Annotated in this window: 15 protein-coding genes; 6 read left to right on the forward strand and 9 right to left on the reverse strand. The window is 70.9% G+C overall.

Features of this window, described 5'->3' with window-relative positions:
- Positions 1-15 precede the first annotated feature (15 nt).
- From cydC to ABH923_RS01730, 4 genes are read right to left on the reverse strand one after another with little or no spacing between them, the layout of a single operon-like run.
- Positions 16-1,731: a thiol reductant ABC exporter subunit CydC gene (cydC, locus tag ABH923_RS01715; protein WP_370053449.1), complete on the reverse strand. Its 1,716-nt coding sequence runs from the start codon at positions 1,729-1,731 to the stop codon at positions 16-18.
- Positions 1,718-3,343: a thiol reductant ABC exporter subunit CydD gene (gene cydD / locus ABH923_RS01720; protein ID WP_370053451.1), complete on the reverse strand. Its 1,626-nt coding sequence runs from the start codon at positions 3,341-3,343 to the stop codon at positions 1,718-1,720. Before cydD ends, cydC begins: the two co-directional genes overlap by 14 nt.
- A gap of 1 nt (position 3,344) precedes the next feature.
- Positions 3,345-4,379: a cytochrome d ubiquinol oxidase subunit II gene (gene cydB / locus ABH923_RS01725; protein ID WP_370053453.1), complete on the reverse strand. Its 1,035-nt coding sequence runs from the start codon at positions 4,377-4,379 to the stop codon at positions 3,345-3,347.
- A 12-nt stretch (positions 4,380-4,391) separates the two neighbouring features.
- Complete coding sequence (locus ABH923_RS01730) at positions 4,392-5,804, reverse strand: cytochrome ubiquinol oxidase subunit I (RefSeq protein WP_370053455.1); 1,413 nt, start codon at positions 5,802-5,804, stop codon at positions 4,392-4,394.
- A 95-nt stretch (positions 5,805-5,899) separates the two neighbouring features.
- On the opposite strand from ABH923_RS01730, the gene ABH923_RS01735 reads away from it, so the two are divergent.
- The 3 genes from ABH923_RS01735 to ABH923_RS01745 are packed head-to-tail and all read left to right on the forward strand — an operon-like array spanning position 5,900 to position 7,838.
- The gene (locus ABH923_RS01735) at positions 5,900-6,265 is read left to right on the forward strand and encodes a BlaI/MecI/CopY family transcriptional regulator (protein ID WP_345835012.1); all 366 of its coding nucleotides are present in this window, start codon (positions 5,900-5,902) and stop codon (positions 6,263-6,265) included.
- Positions 6,266-6,270: 5 nt separating this feature from the next.
- On the forward strand, positions 6,271-7,212 hold the full coding sequence (locus tag ABH923_RS01740; protein WP_370053457.1) for a M56 family metallopeptidase: 942 nt from the start codon (positions 6,271-6,273) through the stop codon (positions 7,210-7,212).
- Positions 7,213-7,256: 44 nt separating this feature from the next.
- Entirely contained in the window at positions 7,257-7,838 is a 582-nt protein-coding gene (locus ABH923_RS01745; RefSeq protein ID WP_370053459.1) for a TetR/AcrR family transcriptional regulator, read from the forward strand.
- An 87-nt stretch (positions 7,839-7,925) separates the two neighbouring features.
- Here the strand turns inward: ABH923_RS01745 and ABH923_RS01750 are convergent, their stop codons facing one another.
- The 5 genes from ABH923_RS01750 to ABH923_RS01770 form a co-directional block, all read right to left on the reverse strand.
- Positions 7,926-8,867 (reverse strand): ABC transporter substrate-binding protein, encoded by a 942-nt coding sequence (locus ABH923_RS01750; RefSeq protein WP_370053461.1) that lies wholly within the window; start codon positions 8,865-8,867, stop codon positions 7,926-7,928.
- Positions 8,868-8,942: 75 nt separating this feature from the next.
- The gene (locus tag ABH923_RS01755; RefSeq protein ID WP_370053463.1) at positions 8,943-9,686 is read right to left on the reverse strand and encodes an ABC transporter permease; all 744 of its coding nucleotides are present in this window, start codon (positions 9,684-9,686) and stop codon (positions 8,943-8,945) included.
- Positions 9,683-10,372: an ABC transporter permease gene (locus ABH923_RS01760; protein WP_370053465.1), complete on the reverse strand. Its 690-nt coding sequence runs from the start codon at positions 10,370-10,372 to the stop codon at positions 9,683-9,685. Before ABH923_RS01760 ends, ABH923_RS01755 begins: the two co-directional genes overlap by 4 nt.
- Positions 10,369-11,280: an ABC transporter ATP-binding protein gene (locus tag ABH923_RS01765; RefSeq protein WP_370053467.1), complete on the reverse strand. Its 912-nt coding sequence runs from the start codon at positions 11,278-11,280 to the stop codon at positions 10,369-10,371. Before ABH923_RS01765 ends, ABH923_RS01760 begins: the two co-directional genes overlap by 4 nt.
- A gap of 170 nt (positions 11,281-11,450) precedes the next feature.
- Positions 11,451-12,110: a TetR/AcrR family transcriptional regulator gene (locus ABH923_RS01770; RefSeq protein WP_370053469.1), complete on the reverse strand. Its 660-nt coding sequence runs from the start codon at positions 12,108-12,110 to the stop codon at positions 11,451-11,453.
- Positions 12,111-12,313: 203 nt separating this feature from the next.
- On the opposite strand from ABH923_RS01770, the gene ABH923_RS01775 reads away from it, so the two are divergent.
- The 3 genes from ABH923_RS01775 to ABH923_RS01785 all read left to right on the forward strand — a co-directional run bounded on the left by ABH923_RS01775 (position 12,314) and on the right by ABH923_RS01785 (position 15,617).
- Positions 12,314-13,381 carry an App1 family protein gene (locus ABH923_RS01775; RefSeq protein WP_370053471.1) on the forward strand — a complete coding sequence of 356 codons (1,068 nt, stop codon included), beginning with the start codon at positions 12,314-12,316 and terminating at the stop codon, positions 13,379-13,381.
- A gap of 63 nt (positions 13,382-13,444) precedes the next feature.
- Complete coding sequence (locus ABH923_RS01780) at positions 13,445-14,509, forward strand: winged helix DNA-binding domain-containing protein (RefSeq protein ID WP_370053473.1); 1,065 nt, start codon at positions 13,445-13,447, stop codon at positions 14,507-14,509.
- Between the two features lie 43 nt (positions 14,510-14,552).
- Positions 14,553-15,617 (forward strand): aromatic acid exporter family protein, encoded by a 1,065-nt coding sequence (locus tag ABH923_RS01785; RefSeq protein WP_370057258.1) that lies wholly within the window; start codon positions 14,553-14,555, stop codon positions 15,615-15,617.
- The last annotated feature ends 35 nt before the right edge of the window (positions 15,618-15,652 follow it).

Genomic DNA, 15,652 nt, shown 5'->3' on the forward strand with positions numbered 1-15,652 from the left:
TGACGGCCGGCGCGCTCAGACGAGGGTGCCCGCCTCCATCCGGAGGCGCCGCGTCACCAATTCGTCCGGCACCGCGGTGTGCGAGATCAGCAGCACCGTGCGGCCGTCGTCCGCGGCCGTCGTGAGGATGTCGCGGACGATCCGGCCGGCGACGGCGGCGTCTACGTTGGCCGTCGGCTCGTCGACGACCAGCACAGGGAAGTCCGCGAGCAGAGCCCGCGCGAGCGCGATCCGCTGCGCCTGACCTCCCGAGACCAGCGCGCCGCGCTCGCCGACCGGGCTGGTGAGGCCGCCGCGGGAGCGCGTCCACTCCCCCAGGCCGACCCGGTCCAGCACGGCGAGCAGTTCCTCGTCGGTGGCGGTGTCGCGAGCGAACAGGAGGTTCTGCCGCAGGTCCGAGTCGAACAGGTACGGCTGCTGCTCGACCAGGCCGACCACGCGCCGCACGTCGTCCTGTCGCACGCCGCGCACGTCGACGCCGTCGATCGCGTAACCGCCGTCGAGGTCGAGGAACCGGGTCAGCACGTGGGCGAGCGCCGTCTTGCCCGCGCCGGTCGGGCCGGTGAGCACCACCCGCTCCCCAGCGCGCAGCACGAGGTCGATGTCCTGGAGGACGGGCGCGTCCTCCCCCGGCCAGTGCGCCGTGCGGAGGCTCAGCGCGACGTCGGGCACCGACGCCACGGTCAGCGACGACGCTGCGGGCGCGTCCACCGGCACACCGTCCGGGACCGTCGCAGGCACGGTGTCCGCGATCCGCTCGGCGCTCGCGTGAACCCGCCGCAGCGCGCCGAAGGCGAGCGGGAGGGTGCCGAACACCTCGAACACCGCCAGCGGCAGCAGCGCGACGACCGCGAGGGTCGGCGCGTCCAGGTGGCCGGCCTCCAGCGCGGGGATGCCGGTCGCGAGCGCCAGAACGGTCGCGACGCCCGCGAGGAGCGACACGGCGCCCGCCGTCAAGCCAAGCCCCGCCGCCCGGGTGCGCGCCGCCGCGGTGAGCCGCGCGCTCGCCGCCCGGACGCGCTCCCGCGCCTGAGGCAGCGCGTCGAACGCGATCAGGAGGTCGAGGCCGGTCACCAGCTCGTGCAGTGCCGAGGCGAGCGCAGCGCGCAGCGGGGCGATCCGGCGCTCCGCCGAGCCGGCCGCCCAGCGGTTGACCAGGGTGCCGACGACGAAGGCCGCGGCCAGCGTCAGCAGCAGGATGACCCCAGCAGCGGGCAGCAGCACGAACGCGGCCACGGCGCTCGCCAGCACGACGACGCCTCCGGACACCAGCGGCTGCACGACCCGGAGCGCGAAGTCGGGCAGCTCGTCCACGTCGTCCGCCAGCCGCGCGAGCAGCTCGCCGCCGCGGGCCTTCCCGGAGCGGCGGTCGCCGGCGCCCACCCCGTCGGGGCCGAGCGGCACCAGGCGGGCGAACAGGTCAGCGCGGATGTCGCCGAGCCGGCGGAAGGCGGCGTCGTGGCCGGCCAGCCGCTCCAGATAGCGGAAGAAGGCGCGGCCGAGCGCGAAGGCGCGCACGCCGACGACCGCCGCCGAGATGTACAAGAGCGCCGGCTGCTCGGAGGCGCGCGTGATCAGCCACGCCGAGACGCCGAGCAGGGCCACCGCGCTCCCGCCGCTCAGCGCGCCGAGGGCGATCGCCGCCCACAGTCGTCGAGCGGGCGGCAGGGCCAGCCGGAGGATGCGGCGGGTCCGTTCCTGGTCGGACAGCACAGCGTCAGAAGCGGACATCGGACAGCACCCCCGGTTCCAGCACGTCATCGGCGGCGGCGACGACCGCCTCCCTGTGGCTGACCACCAGCACGGCCACCCCGTCGTCCGCGACCGCGCGCAGCGACGCCAGCAGCTCCTGCTCCGTCGCGGCGTCGAGGGCGGAGGTGGGCTCGTCCAGGATCAGCACAGGGCACGACCGCGCCCGCAGCCGGTACAGTGCCCGGGCGACGGCGACGCGCTGCGCCTGACCGCCCGACAGCCCCGTGCCGCCGTCGCCGACCGGGAGGTCGGGGTCGAGCTCCGGCGCCGCGGCCGCGCGCAGTGACGCGACCACGAGTGCGCGGTCCGGCGCCGGGACGCCGAGCGCGACGTTCTCCGCGACGGTGCCCGCCTGCAGCCCCGGCTTCTGACCCGCCCAGGCGATGGCCTCCCGTCGCCCCGCGACGTCGGCGCGGCCACCCGCCACGATCGTTCCGCTGTGCGCCGCGAACCCCAGAGCCGCCGCGACGAGGCTGGACTTCCCCGCGCCGCTCGGCGCGCTCAGCACCGCGAGCGCGCCCGGCCGCACCGTGGCCGAGAACGGCCCGACCACCGCGCGTCCGTCGTACGACACGGCGACCTCGGAGAACACCAGACCGGTCGCCGCCGCGCTGACGGCCGGCTCCGGCACGACATCCTGCGCCGCGTCCAGGACCTCGAACGCCCTCGCCGCGGCCTCCATCCCCTCCGTCGCCGCGTGGTAGCTCGCGCCGACGTTCCGCAGCGGCAGGAACGCCTCCGGCGCCAGCAGCAGCACGAACAGCCCTACCGACAGGTCGAGCGAGCCGCCGAGCAGCCGCAGGCCGATCGCGACGGCGATCAGGGCGACCGAGAGGCTGGCCGCCAGCTCCAGCACGAACCCGGACAGGAACGACATCCGCAACACCGCCATCGTGCGGGCCCGGTACTCCTCGCTCACCCGCCGGATCCGCGCCTCCTGCCGGTGCTGCCGGCCGAAGAGCGTGAGGGTCGGGAGGCCGGCGACCACGTCGAGGAATCCGCGCGAGAGCGACGAGAGCGCCGCCCACTGCCTCTTCTGCGCCGCCTGCGTCGCCCAGCCGACCAGCACCATGAACAGCGGGATGAGCGGGAGGGTGAGCACGAGGATGATGCCGCTGGTGAGGTCCTGCCAGCCGATCACCAGCACGAGCAGCGGCATCGCGACCGCCGTGCCGATGAGCTGCGGGAGGTATTTGGCGAAGTAGCCGTCGAGCGCGTCCATCCCCCGCCCGGCGACGAGCGTCAGGTCGGCGCTGCCCCGCCCGGCCAGTCCCCGCGGCCCGAGGCGGCCGTAGGCGTCGACGAGCTGCTCGCGGAGCTGCCCGACGACCGTCGCCCCGCCGCGCGCCGCCACGGACTCCGCCAGCCAGAGCAGCACGCCGCGCACGATCACCACCAGCACCAGCCCGGCGAAGACCGCGCTCAGCTCGGCGAACGGCGCTCCGGCGATGGCGCGCACGACGAGCCGGGTGACCAGCCAGGCGAACGCCACGACGGCCGCGGTCTGCAGCACCGTGACGAGCGCGCCGGTCGCCAGCGTGACGCGGGTCGCGGCCGCGTAGCGGAGGAGGCGGGGATCGAGCGGGCGCACGTCAGGCGGCCACCGGTTCGGGATCGACGGGCTCAGCGGGCTCCCCCGGGATGCTCGCGCGCGTCACCCGCTTGCGGAACACCCAGTAGGTGAATGCCTGGTACGCCAGGATCAGCGGCAGCGAGATCACCGCGACCCAGGTCATGATCGACAGCGTGGTCTCCGTACTGGAGGCGTTGGCGATGGTCAGGCTGTTCTGCGGGTTCGGCGACGACGGCATGACGTTCGGGAAGAGCGCCACGAACAGCGAGACCACCGCGAGGGCGATCGTCACGGCCATGAACGCGAACGACCAGCCCTCCGCCCCGCGCAGGTTCAGGATCCACGAGACGACGAGGGCGACGGCGGCCAGCGCTGCGAGTACCAGCAGCGCCACCGAGAAGTGCGCGATCACGGTCCAGATCAGGAAGGCCGCGGCCACCACGATCGCGATGACACCGGAGCGCGACGCCAGCCGGCGCGCCCGCAGCCGGATCTCGCCGTCCGTCTTCAGCGACACGAAGACGGCGCCGTGTGTGAAGAACAGCAGGAGCGTGGTCAGGCCGCCGAGCAGCGCGTACCCGTTCAGGAGGTCGAACAGCGTCCCGGTGTAGTTGTGCCCGTGGTCGAGCGCGACGCCCTGCACGATGTTCGCGAAGGCGACGCCCCACAGGAACGCCGGCACGGCAGAGCCGACGACGATCATCCCGTCGAACCAGCGCTTCCACTGCGACTCCGGCCGCTGGTGCCGGTACTCGAACGACACCCCGCGCACGATCAGCGCGAGCAGGATGAGCAGCAGGGCCAGGTAGAAGCCGCTGAACAGCGTCGCGTACCACTCCGGGAACGCCGCGAAGAGCGCGGCGCCGCCGACGATCAGCCAGGTCTCGTTGAGGTCCCAGACCGGGCCGATGGTGTTGATGAGCACACGGCGGTCGGTGTCGTCCCTGCCGAGGAACGGCAGCGACATCCCGACGCCGAAGTCGAAGCCGTCGAGCACGAAGTAGCCGATGAAGAAGAAGGCGATGATGCCGAACCAGAGGACTGCGAGATCCATGTCGATGTGCTCCTAGTAGACCGTGGCGACCGGGACGTGGTTGCCCTCGTCGTCGAGGTGCTCCTCGGCGGGGGCCGGTCCCTTCTGGGCCGCGCGTTTGATGAGCTTGAACTCGACCACGGCGAGCGTGCCGTAGATGGCGGTGAAGGCGATCAGCGAGATCAGGACGTCGAGCCCCGTCGTCCCCGGCGAGACGCCGTCCTGCGTCTTCATCAGGCCGAACACGAGCCAGGGCTGCCTGCCCATCTCGGTGAAGATCCAGCCGACGATCATCGCGCCGAGCGAGAGCGGCATGGCCCAGATGGCGACCTTCCACATCCACGCCCACGGCGGCGTCCGGCCCTTGCGGGTGAACCAGAGGCCCACGACGGCGATCAGGACGTGCAGGAGGCCGAGGCCGATCATCCAGCGGAACGCCCAGTAGGTGACCCAGATGACCGGGGTGTAGTCGCCGGGGCCGTAGAGCTGCTGGTACTGGGCGTTGAGGTCGTTGATGCCCTCGACCGTGCCGGTGAGCGTGTGCGTCGAGAGGAACGACAGCAGGTACGGGATGCGGATCGAGAAGAGCTCGTGGACGCCGTCCGGCGTGCCGAGCGTGAAGATCGAGAACGACGCGTCCGCGCCGGTGGAGGTCTTGTAGAGCGCCTCCGCCGCGGCCATCTTCATCGGCTGGGTCTGCACCATCGCGAGGCCGAGCTGGTCGCCGCTGACGACGCTGCCGATGCCGGCGACGACCATCATCCAGAGCCCGAACTTCAGGGCGGGACGCATGGTCTCCAGGTTCCTGGTGCGGGAGAGGTGCCAGGCGGCGACCGCGATGATGAGGCCCGCCGAGACCATGAAGCAGCCGAAGATCGTGTGCGGGAACGCGGCGAGGGCGACCTTGTTCGTCAGCACCGCCCAGAGGTCGGTGAGCTCGGCCCGGCCGCGCGCGTGGTTCAGCGTGTAGCCGACCGGGTGCTGCATGAACGCATTGGCCGCGAGGATGAAGTACGCCGACAGGATGGAGCCGACGGCCACGATCCAGATGCAGGCGAGGTGGAGGCCGCGCGGCAGCTTGTCCCAGCCGAAGATCCACAGCCCGATGAAGGTGGCCTCCAGGAAGAACGCGAGCAGGCCTTCCAGCGCGAGCGGCGCCCCGAAGACGTCGCCGACGAACCGGGAGTAGTTCGACCAGTTCATGCCGAACTGGAACTCCTGCACGATGCCGGTCACGACGCCCATCGCGAAGTTGATCAGGAAGAGCTTGCCGAAGAAGTGCGTGAGCTGGAGGTAGTGGACCTTGCCGCTGCGGTACCACGCGGTCTGGAAGATCGCGACGACCGTGACGAGGCCGATCGTGAGCGGGACGAACAGGAAATGGTAGATCGTCGTCAGTCCGAACTGCCAGCGTGAGAGCAGCAGCGGATCGAGGAGCTCGTGCACGAAGTCCACCCTTCCGATCAATGTTCTACAGCGTGTAGAAGACTACTTCTACAGAGTGTAGAACATTCACAGCCTTCTCGCGCTACCCTGGATCCGTGGCCAATCTCGGAGAACTCGAACGCGCGGTGATGGACGCCCTCTGGTCGGGCGACGCCCCGATCACCGCCAACGAGTTGCGCGACAAGCTAGCGGCCACCAGGGACGGCGGCAAGACCCCGGCGCTCACCACCGTGCTCACGGTGCTCTCCCGCCTGGAGCAGAAGGGGTTCGTCGACCGCGACCGCGACGCGCGCCCCCACCTCTACTTCGCCAGCCTCACGCGGGCCAACCACGTCGCGGACCTGATGCGCGAAGTCCTGGAGACCTCCACCGACCGCACGGAGGCCCTCGCCTACTTCGTCGGCTCGGTCGACGAGTCAGAGGCGGCGATGCTCCGCCGGCTGCTCGACGCGCGCAGCTGACACCGATGGCCGTCGACCCGACCGCCGTCCTGCTCGGCGTCCTGGCGGTCGCCCTCGCCTGGCCCGTGCCGCTGCTGCTGGCGCGCGCGAAGTGGCCGCCCGCCGCACCGGGACTCGCGCTGGCGCTCTGGCAGTCGATCGCGCTGGCCGGCGGCATCTCCATGATCGGGTCGCTGCTGCTCGCCGGGCTGGAGCCGTTCGGGTACGACCTCCGGAGCCGCATCTCCGGCGCGGCCGCCACGCTCTTCAGCGGACCGCTCCCCGCCGGCGTCTCGCTGCTGCACACGTTCTTCCTCAGCGCCGCCGTGCTGCTGACGGCGCACTTGGTACTCAACCTCGCCCTCACCTCGGTACGCAGCCGCAGCCAGCGGCACCGGCACATGGAGCTGCTCCGGCTGCTCAGTTCGCCGCTGCCCGACGAGCCCGCCACCCGGATCATCGACCACCCGGCGCCCGCCGCCTACTGCCTCCCCGGCGCGCGCAGCGTCACCGTGCTGTCCGAAGGGATGATCGAGCTGCTCACCCCCGAGCAGCTGGAGGCCGTGATCGCCCATGAGCGCGCCCACCTGCGCCAGAAGCACCACCTCCTGCTCGACGCCTTCCGGTCTTGGAAGCGCGCGCTGCCGTGGTTCCCGATCGCGACGCGCGCGCAGGACGCCGTGGCGCTCCTGGTCGAGATGCTGGCCGACGACACCGCCCGGCGCACGTCCGGCGACGCGGTGCTCGCGGACGCCATCCGCATCGTGGACGCGACCGGGTCGGCCGGCGCCGCCCTCGGCGCTCCCAAGGACCCGCGCACGCCCGAGCAGCGCCGGTCGGCCCTGGTGGCGCGCGAGGAGCGCCTCACCTCCGGCCACCGCACGGTCGGCCCGGGAGTCCGGCTGCTGGTGGTGGTCGCCGCGGCCCTGCTCGTCGTGGTGCCTCCGGTGCTCGTGCTGACGAGCTGACCGGGCTGACGGCCTGACCGGCTGCCGCCCACTAGCCTGGAATCATGCCGGAGAAGCGGGGATACGCCAAGGGAATCGCCAAACGCGAGGAGATCCTCGCCCGCGCCCTGGAGGTGTTCGCCGACAAGGGCTATCGCAAGGCGTCGCTGCGCGAGATCGCGGAGTCGGTCGGGCTCAGCCAGGCCGGCCTCCTGCACCACTTCTCGTCGAAGGAGGAGCTGTTCGCCGAGGTGCTGCGCAAGCGCGACGAGGTGGACTCCGCCGGTGGCGAGCTCGGCGGGGACTGGTCCGAGGCGGCCGACGGCCTGGTCCGCATCGTGCGGCACAACGCCGAAGTGCCGGGGCTCGTCCAGCTCTATGCGACCATCTCCGCGGAGGCGGCGGACCCCGACCATCCGGGTCACGACTACTTCGTGTCGCGCTACCAGCAGATCGTCGCCGGTCTGGAGGGGTACATCCGCTCGGAGCAGCAGGCCGGTCGGGTGCGCGACAGTGTCGACGCGCGCACGCTCGCGCGCCTCGCGGTGGCCGTCTCCGACGGCATGCAGGTGCAGTGGCTGCTCGACCCGTCCGCCGACATGGGCGACGCGATCGAGGCGTTCTGGTCGCTGCTCCGCATGCAGTAACGGTCCCGCAGAAACGGAGGCGGCGGCCCGGTCACCCGAGCCGCCGCACGCGGAGTCCGTCGGGAGGTCACCCTCCCGTCAGGGATTTCAGCCCTTGATCGGGTGCTCCTGCAGCCACTTCTTCGCCACGGCGTCCGGCTGGGTCTTGCTGGCGCCCTGGTTCTCGCTGTTCATGGTGATCAGGTCGTCCGTGGTCAGCAGGGCCGAGACCTTGTTGAGCACCGACTTGACCTTGTCGGAGGCCTTCTTGGTGTTGATCAGCGGCACGATGTTCTGCGCGGCGATCAGGTTCTTCGGGTCCTTCAGCACGACGAAGCCGTTGTCCTTGATGGCCGGGGTCGTGGTGTAGATGTCCGCGAGCTGAACGCTGCCGTCCTTCAGCGCCGCGACGGTCAGCGGGCCGCCCGAGTCGCTGATCGGGGTGAGCGACGCCGTCACGCCGTAGGTCGACTTGAGGCCGGGGATGCCGTAGGGCCGGGTGCCGAACTCGGGGTTCGCGCCGACGGTCAGCGGCACGGTGACGTTCTTGAGGTCCTCCAGGCTGGTGACCTTGTACTTGTCGGAGAACTCCTTGGTGACGTTGTAGGCGTCGGCGTCCTGCGCCTTGGCCTGGTCGAGCACCTCGAAGCCCTTGGGCAGGGCGTCGTTGAGCGCGGCGTAGACGTCGTCGCTCGAGGAGGCCGTGCTGGTCTTGTTGTAGAACTGCAGCAGGTTGCCGGAGTACTCCGGAACCAGGTCGATCGACCCGTCCTGCAGCGCCTTCAGGTAGACGTCGCGCTGGCCGATGCTCGGCTTGTAGCTGACCTTGACGCCGTTGGCCGCGAGGGCCTGGCCGTAGATCTGCATCAGGATCTCGGACTCGCCGAACGCGGCCGAGCCGACGGTGACGGTGTCGCTCGAGGAGCCGCTGCCGCCGCTGCTGCTGGTGCTGAACGCGCCGCCGCCGCCGGACGAGCAGGCGCTGAGGGCGATGAGCGCCCCCGCCGCGAGCACACCGGCCGCGATGCGGCCCTTCTTTGATCCGAACATGTGATTTCTCTTTCTACTGTGTGCGTTGGGACTCGGGTGAATCGGGAAGCCCCGGGAGGGGAAGGTCAGGGAGGGTCAGGGAGCGGGCTGCCGCCCGGGGACTGGGGCGCCGATCGTGCGCCGCGGCGTTGTGGCCACGTCCGCGCGGACCTTGCCGGCCGTGACGCCGCGCGGCACGACGAGCTTCTGGGTCAGCGCGAACAGGCCGTCGACCACCAGCGCGAGCACGACGACGATGATCGAGCCGCCGAGCATCTCCGGGTAGTTCTGCACGGCAAGCCCGTCGAACAGGAACCGCCCGAGGCCGCCCACCGGGAGGATCGCGGCCACGGTCCAGGTCGCGATCACCTGCAGAGCGCCGGAGCGGATGCCGCCGATGACGAGCGGAAGCGACAGCGGCAGCTCCACCTTGGCGAAGATCTGCCACTCGGTCATCCCGACGGCGCGTGCGGCGTCGATCGTGCTGCGGTTGACCGACTCCAGCCCCGAGTACGCGCCGGCCAGCAGCGGCGGGATGGCGAGGATGGTCAGCGCGATCAGCGGCGGCACGATCGTGATGTTCGCCATGATGAGCGCGAGGTAGACGACCAGTCCCAGCGTCGGCAGGGCGCGCAGCGCGCCGGAGACGCCGACGGCGAGGCCGCGGAAGCGTCCGGTGTGCCCGATCGCGAAGCCGATCGGCAGCGCGATCGCGCAGGCGATCAGGAGGGTCAGCAGCGTGTACAGGAGGTGCTCGCCGGTGCGCACGGGGATGCCGCCCGGCCCCATCCAGTTCACCGGATCGAAGAGCCAGGCGAAGGCGGCCGCGAAATCGGTCATGGGCCGGTCACCGCCTTCATCGCTGCGGAGCGGCGCAGCCGGCCCGAGCGCTTGTCGAGCCGCGACCACGGCAGCAGCAGCCGCCCGAGCAGCACGAGGACGAGGTCGAACACGAGGGCGACGACCATGATGAGGATGATGCCGACCGCGACCTCCTCCGTGTAGGACCGGTTGAGGCCGTCCGTGAAGAGCTGGCCCAGGTTCGGAACACCGAGCAGCGCGCCGACGCTCACCAGGCTCACGGTGGACACGGAGACGACCCGCAGCCCCGCGAGCAGCACCGGCCCGGCCAGCGGGAGCTCGACGGCCCAGAACCGTCGCCAGCCCGAGTAGCCGATCGCCGTCGCGGACTGCACCACGTCACCGGGCACCGACGCGAGGGCGTCGGTCGTGGTGCGCACCAGCAGCGCCACGGCGTAGATGCTCAGCGCGACGACGACGTTCGCCGGATCGAGGATCTTGGTGCCGATCAGCGCCGGCATCGCGAAGAACAGCGGAAGCGACGGGATCGTGTACAGGATGCCGCCGATCGTCAGCAGCACCGGCCGGCTCACCTTGTAGCGGTTCGCCACCCAGCCGATCGGCAGCGATACGACGAAGCCGACCACGATCGGGATGGCGCTCAGCCACACGTGCGAGATCGTGAGGGTCCAGACCAGGCCGAGGTTCGACCACAGGAAGTTCACTGTGGCAGCCGTGGAGGGGCGCCACCCTGCGTTACGGCGTCCGCACCACCCGCGACGGACACCGTCGCGGCCTTTGAATCTTCGGATAGGGGGCGCTCGTCGCTGAGGACGCCCGCAGTGCGCCCTTCGCTGTCGACGAGCACGGAACCGGTCTCGGTCCGTTCGATGTGCAGGGCGCGCTTGCCGCGGTCGGCGCCCACGAAGCTCGCCACGAACTCGTCGGCGGGCGACGCGAGGATCTCGGCCGGGGTGCCCTGCTGGGCGACGATCCCGCCCTTGCGGAAGATCACCACCTGATCCCCCAGGCGGAACGCCTCGTCGATGTCGTGCGTCACGAACAGCACCGTCTTGCCGAGCTCGCGCTGGAGCCGCAGCAGCTCGTTCTGGAGGTCGTCGCGCACGATCGGGTCGACCGCTCCGAACGGCTCGTCCATCAGCAGGATGTTCGGGTCGACCGCCAGGCCGCGGGCGACGCCGACGCGCTGCTGCTGGCCTCCGGAGAGCTGGCTCGGGTACTTGTCGGCGAGCGAGCGCTCCAGCCCGACCGTGTCCATGAGCTCCAGCGCGCGCTCCTGCGCGGCTTTGCGCTTGACACCGGTGAGCAGCGGCACGGTGGCGATGTTGTCGACCACCTTGCGGTGCGGCAGCAGCCCGGAGTTCTGCATGACATAGCCGATGCGGCGGCGCAGGTGCACGGGCTTCAGGCTCTGCACGTCCTCGCCGTCGATGGAGACCGTGCCGCTAGTCGGGTCCACCATGCGGTTGACCATGCGCAGGATCGTCGTCTTGCCGCTGCCGGACGAGCCGACGAGCACGGTGATCTGGCGGGAGGGGATGACGAGCGAGAAGTCGTCGACCGCCACCGTCCCGTCAGGGAACCGCTTCGTGACCGAACGGAACTCGATCATCGGTCCTCAGCTCTCGGTCGATACCGCAGGGTGGTCTCAGTATTCGGGGCCATCGCTTCCACCCAAACAGCGTTTTGCACAATTCGCAATGAATTGAGTCGGTTTGTGGCAGGAAACCCAGACACCATGAGACAACTCTGTCCCGTACCGCCGACATTCCCCGGAGAGCCTCAGCTCTTCGGGTCGTACCGCCGCTCCAGGTACTCGCGGGCCACGACGCGCGCCTCGTCGATGTAGCGGGCGTCTCCCATCGGGTCGTCGAGGAAGGCCCGGTTGATCAGGCCGTCCATGATCTCCACGACGATCTCGAGGCGGAAGGCCAGGTCCTCGCCGGCTGGCAGACCGTACTCCTCGGACAGGATCGAGGCGAACTGCGACGCGAACGACGCAGCCTGCTCCGGCTCCTCCTCGCCCGGAAGGCCGGCGCGCTCGGCGTCGGTGAAGCGGATGATGCGGAAGCCCGGCTCGGTGCGGAACATCGCGACGAAGGCGTCGATCGCGCACTCCACCGCGTTCCACCAGTGCTCGGGGCTCTCGGCGTGGATCGCGGAGACGACCGAGTGGCGATAGCGCAGCAGCGCGCGGTCGCGCAGCGCCTGCAGCAGGACGATGCGGTCGGGGAAGTAGCGGTAGACCGTGCCGATGGACGCACCGGCGCGCTCGGCGACCATGGCGGTCGTCAGGCGGTCGAATCCGATCTCGTCCACCACCTCCGCTGCGGCGTCGAGGAGGGCGTCGATCCGGGCGGCGCTGCGCTCCTGGATCGGCTCCGTCCGCACGAGCGGCGCTCCGGCGGTGTTCTGTGCAGCGACCAGGTCGTTGATGGGCACGAGGGCGACTCCTTCTTTCTACTCTCCACGATACGCGTGCGGGTCCCCAGCCCGGCGACGGCGCTTCCGTCGCGTCATCAGGATCATATTGTGGAAATCTCACCTTTGCTGGGGAAATTCCTCCGACACACCGAAGAATCCTCACCCCAGATCTGGGGGCTGCGTCTGAGGGGACCTTCAGTCCGTGAGAAACTGGTACCTCTATGACTGCCACCCGAGCCAAGCGCGGCGCGAGCGTCGACCCGATCATGCACCGTGCCGCGCGCGTCGAGGACGCGTTCCACCAGTTCCGAGCCCGCCGCGCACGCAAGCGCGGTTTCCTGGCGACCGTCGTCCCGTACGCCGGCTACGGCTCGCCGACCTGGGTGCGGATCCTCGGCAGGGTGGTGCTGGCGAAGGAGCCGCGGCCCGGCAGCCGTGCCGAGCGCAAGCACCGCAAGCGCGAGGAGTCCATCCGGGGCTGGCGTTCGTTCGTCAGCGTCCCGGTCGGCGACGTCACCGTCACGATCACCGTCGACGGGGCCCGCCACGAGGTGCAGCCGGACCGCGGCGGCGTCATCGACACGGTCCTCCCCGTCCAGCTCAAGCCCGGCCTGCACACAGTGCGGCTCACGACGCCGGAGTCCGCGCGCGTGTTCGAGGCGCCGGTCTACATCGTCGACCCCAAGGCCACCTTCGGAATCATCTCCGACGTGGACGACACCGTCATGGTCACCGCGCTCCCCCGGCCCCTGCTCGCCGCGTGGAACACCTTCGTCCTGGACGAGCACGCCCGGGTTCCGACCCCCGGGATGTCAGTGCTGCTGGAGCGACTCGCGGCGGCGCACCCCGGCGCGCCGGTCATCTACCTCTCGACCGGCGCCTGGAACGTCGCGCCGACGCTCACGCGCTTCCTCTCGCGCAACCTCTTCCCCGCAGGTCCGCTGCTGCTCACCGACTGGGGCCCGACCCACGACCGGTTCTTCCGCTCGGGCCGCGAGCACAAGCGCACCAGCCTCGCCCGGCTGGCCGACGAGTTCCCCGGACTCCAGTGGCTGCTGATCGGCGACGACGGGCAGCACGACGAGGCGCTCTACCGCGAGTTCACGACCGACCACCCCGGCAACGTCGCGGGTGTCGCCATCCGTCAGCTCTCCAACGGGGAGGCCGTGCTGGCCGGTGGCCGGTCGAAGGCCGAGAAGCACAGCGAGATCTCCGGCGCGCCGTGGGTCTATGCCCCGGACGGCGCCGGACTGAGCGACCAGCTCAAGGATCACGGGCTGCTGCCCTGAGTCCGTCGCCGCCGGCACCCATCTAGGACAGAAGCTGTCCGCTGTCTGCGCCAGACTGAGTCCATGACCTCCCGCGCCGACCTGCTGCGCCTGCGCCGCCTCGCCCACGCGATCGACGGTGACCGCGAGGCCTCCCCCGCCGACGTCGCACGGCGCATGCTCGCGGTCCAGGCGCAGGACTTCGCCGCGGGATCCTGGGCACTGGGCCTCCGGACCACCGGCTCGACGCGCGCCGACGTCCTCGCCGACCTCGACGCCGGCCGGATCGTCCGCTCCTGGCCCATGCGCGGCACGCTGCACTTCGTCCCGCCGGAGGACCTCCGCTGGATGCTGGGAGTGACCACCGGCCGCATGATCGCCGGCCTCACCGCCCGACACCGGCAGCTCGAACTCGACACGGCCGACTTCGTCCGCGCCCGCGACCTGGTCACCGAGGCCCTCGCCGGCGGCGGGCGCATCGGCCGCGCCGAACTGATGGAGCTGTGGGAGGCCAACGGCATCGCCACGGCGGGCCAGCGCGGTTACCACCTCATCTACTACCTGGCCCAGACCGGACTGATCTGCTGGGGTCCGACCCTGCGCACGCAGCAGGCGCTGGTGCTGCTGGACGAGTGGGCGCCGCACGCGCGGCAGCTCGAACCGGACGAGGCGCTGGGCGAGTTCCTGCTCCGCTACCTCCACGGACACGGCCCCGCGACCGTCAAGGACTTCGTCTGGTGGACCAAGGGCACCGTCGCCGGCGCCAAGACCGCGCGCGCCGTCCTGGGCGACGCGCTCACCGCGCTGGAGGTCGACGGGGTGGAGTACCTGCTCACCGCCGAGCTCGCCGACCGTGCCGCCGGGCTCGCCGAGAGCCGGAGCGAGCGGGAGGCCGTCCAGCTCCTCCCGGCCTTCGACGAGTACCTGCTGGGCTACCAGCAGCGCGACCTCGTGCTCGACGACGACCACTTCGAACGCATCGTCCCCGGCGGCAACGGCGTCTTCCAGCCGATCCTGGTCGCCCGCGGGCGCGTGGTGGGGACCTGGCGCCGCGCTGCGGTGGAGATCGAGTCGTTCGCGCCGCTCACCGCGGGCCAGCAGCGTGCCGCCGAGCGCGCCGCTGCGGCGTACCGGCGTTACGCGGCCTGAGTCGCCGCGCCGGCCGCACGGCTACGCTGGAGTCGTGCGTTCGATGTCCCGGGTCAAGCTCTCCCTCCCCGTGAACATCCGCTCGACCACGCGCACGCCGTTCCTCCAGGTCGCCAAGACCGCCACGGCCATGATCATCTCCTGGGGCCTGGCGACGCTGATCTTCCCGGGCGAGCTCCCGGTGTTCGCGACCATCGCCGCCCTGCTCGTCGTGCAGCCGAGCGTGAACCAGTCCATCGGCCGCGCCTTCGAGCGGTCCCTCGGGGTGATCCTGGGCGTGGTCATCGCGTACGGGGTGGGTCTGGTCTTCGGCGACAACACCTGGATCGTGCTGCTCGCGATCGTCGCGTCCCTGGTGATCGCGTGGGCGTTCAAGCTGACGCCGGGCACGGCCAACCAGATCCCGATCAGCGTCATGCTGGTGCTGTCGCTGGGCGCCACGAACTCCGAGTACGCCGTCGCGCGGATCGTGGAGACCGTGCTCGGCGCGGCGATCGGCGTCATCGTCAACATCGCGATCGTGCCACCCGTGCTCACCGGCCCGGCGCGGACGGCTGTGCTCGACCTCGGCCGGGAGATCGCCGCGACGCTCGACCGGCTCGCCGTCGCCCTGACCAGCCGGCCGACGTCCGGCGAGCGGGACGCCCTGCTCATCGAGGCGCGGCTGCTGCGCCCGATGGAGAAGAAGGCGGAGGCCGCGCTCACCTCCGCCGACGAGAGCCTCACCCTCAACCCGCGCCAGGCCAAGCACCGCGTCGTCCTGGAGCACGACCAGCAGCTCTTCGCGCGCCTGCGGCCGCTGATCACGCGCTCGCTCGGCATGACCCGGGCGTTCCACGACCACTACGACGACAGCCTCGCCGACGAGCCGACCATCGCGGCGATCGCTGACGAGCTGGAGCGCTCCGCCCACGACCTGCGGCTGCTGTCCCGCGACCCCGACGCGGCCGTCGTCGAGCCCGGGACCGAGACGGCAGGGATCCCGGTGCTGACGGCGCCGCTCGTCGTCAGCACGCCGAACCCGCGGCACTGGGTGCTGATCGGCTCGCTCATGGAGGACCTCCGTCGCGTCCACGCGGAGATCACCGGAGACGACGACGCCGCCTGAACCGCGAGGCGGTCAGGCGGCGTCGTGACGGTCGT

This window comes from Leifsonia sp. EB41, assembly GCF_041262565.1.
Taxonomy (GTDB): domain Bacteria; phylum Actinomycetota; class Actinomycetes; order Actinomycetales; family Microbacteriaceae; genus Leifsonia.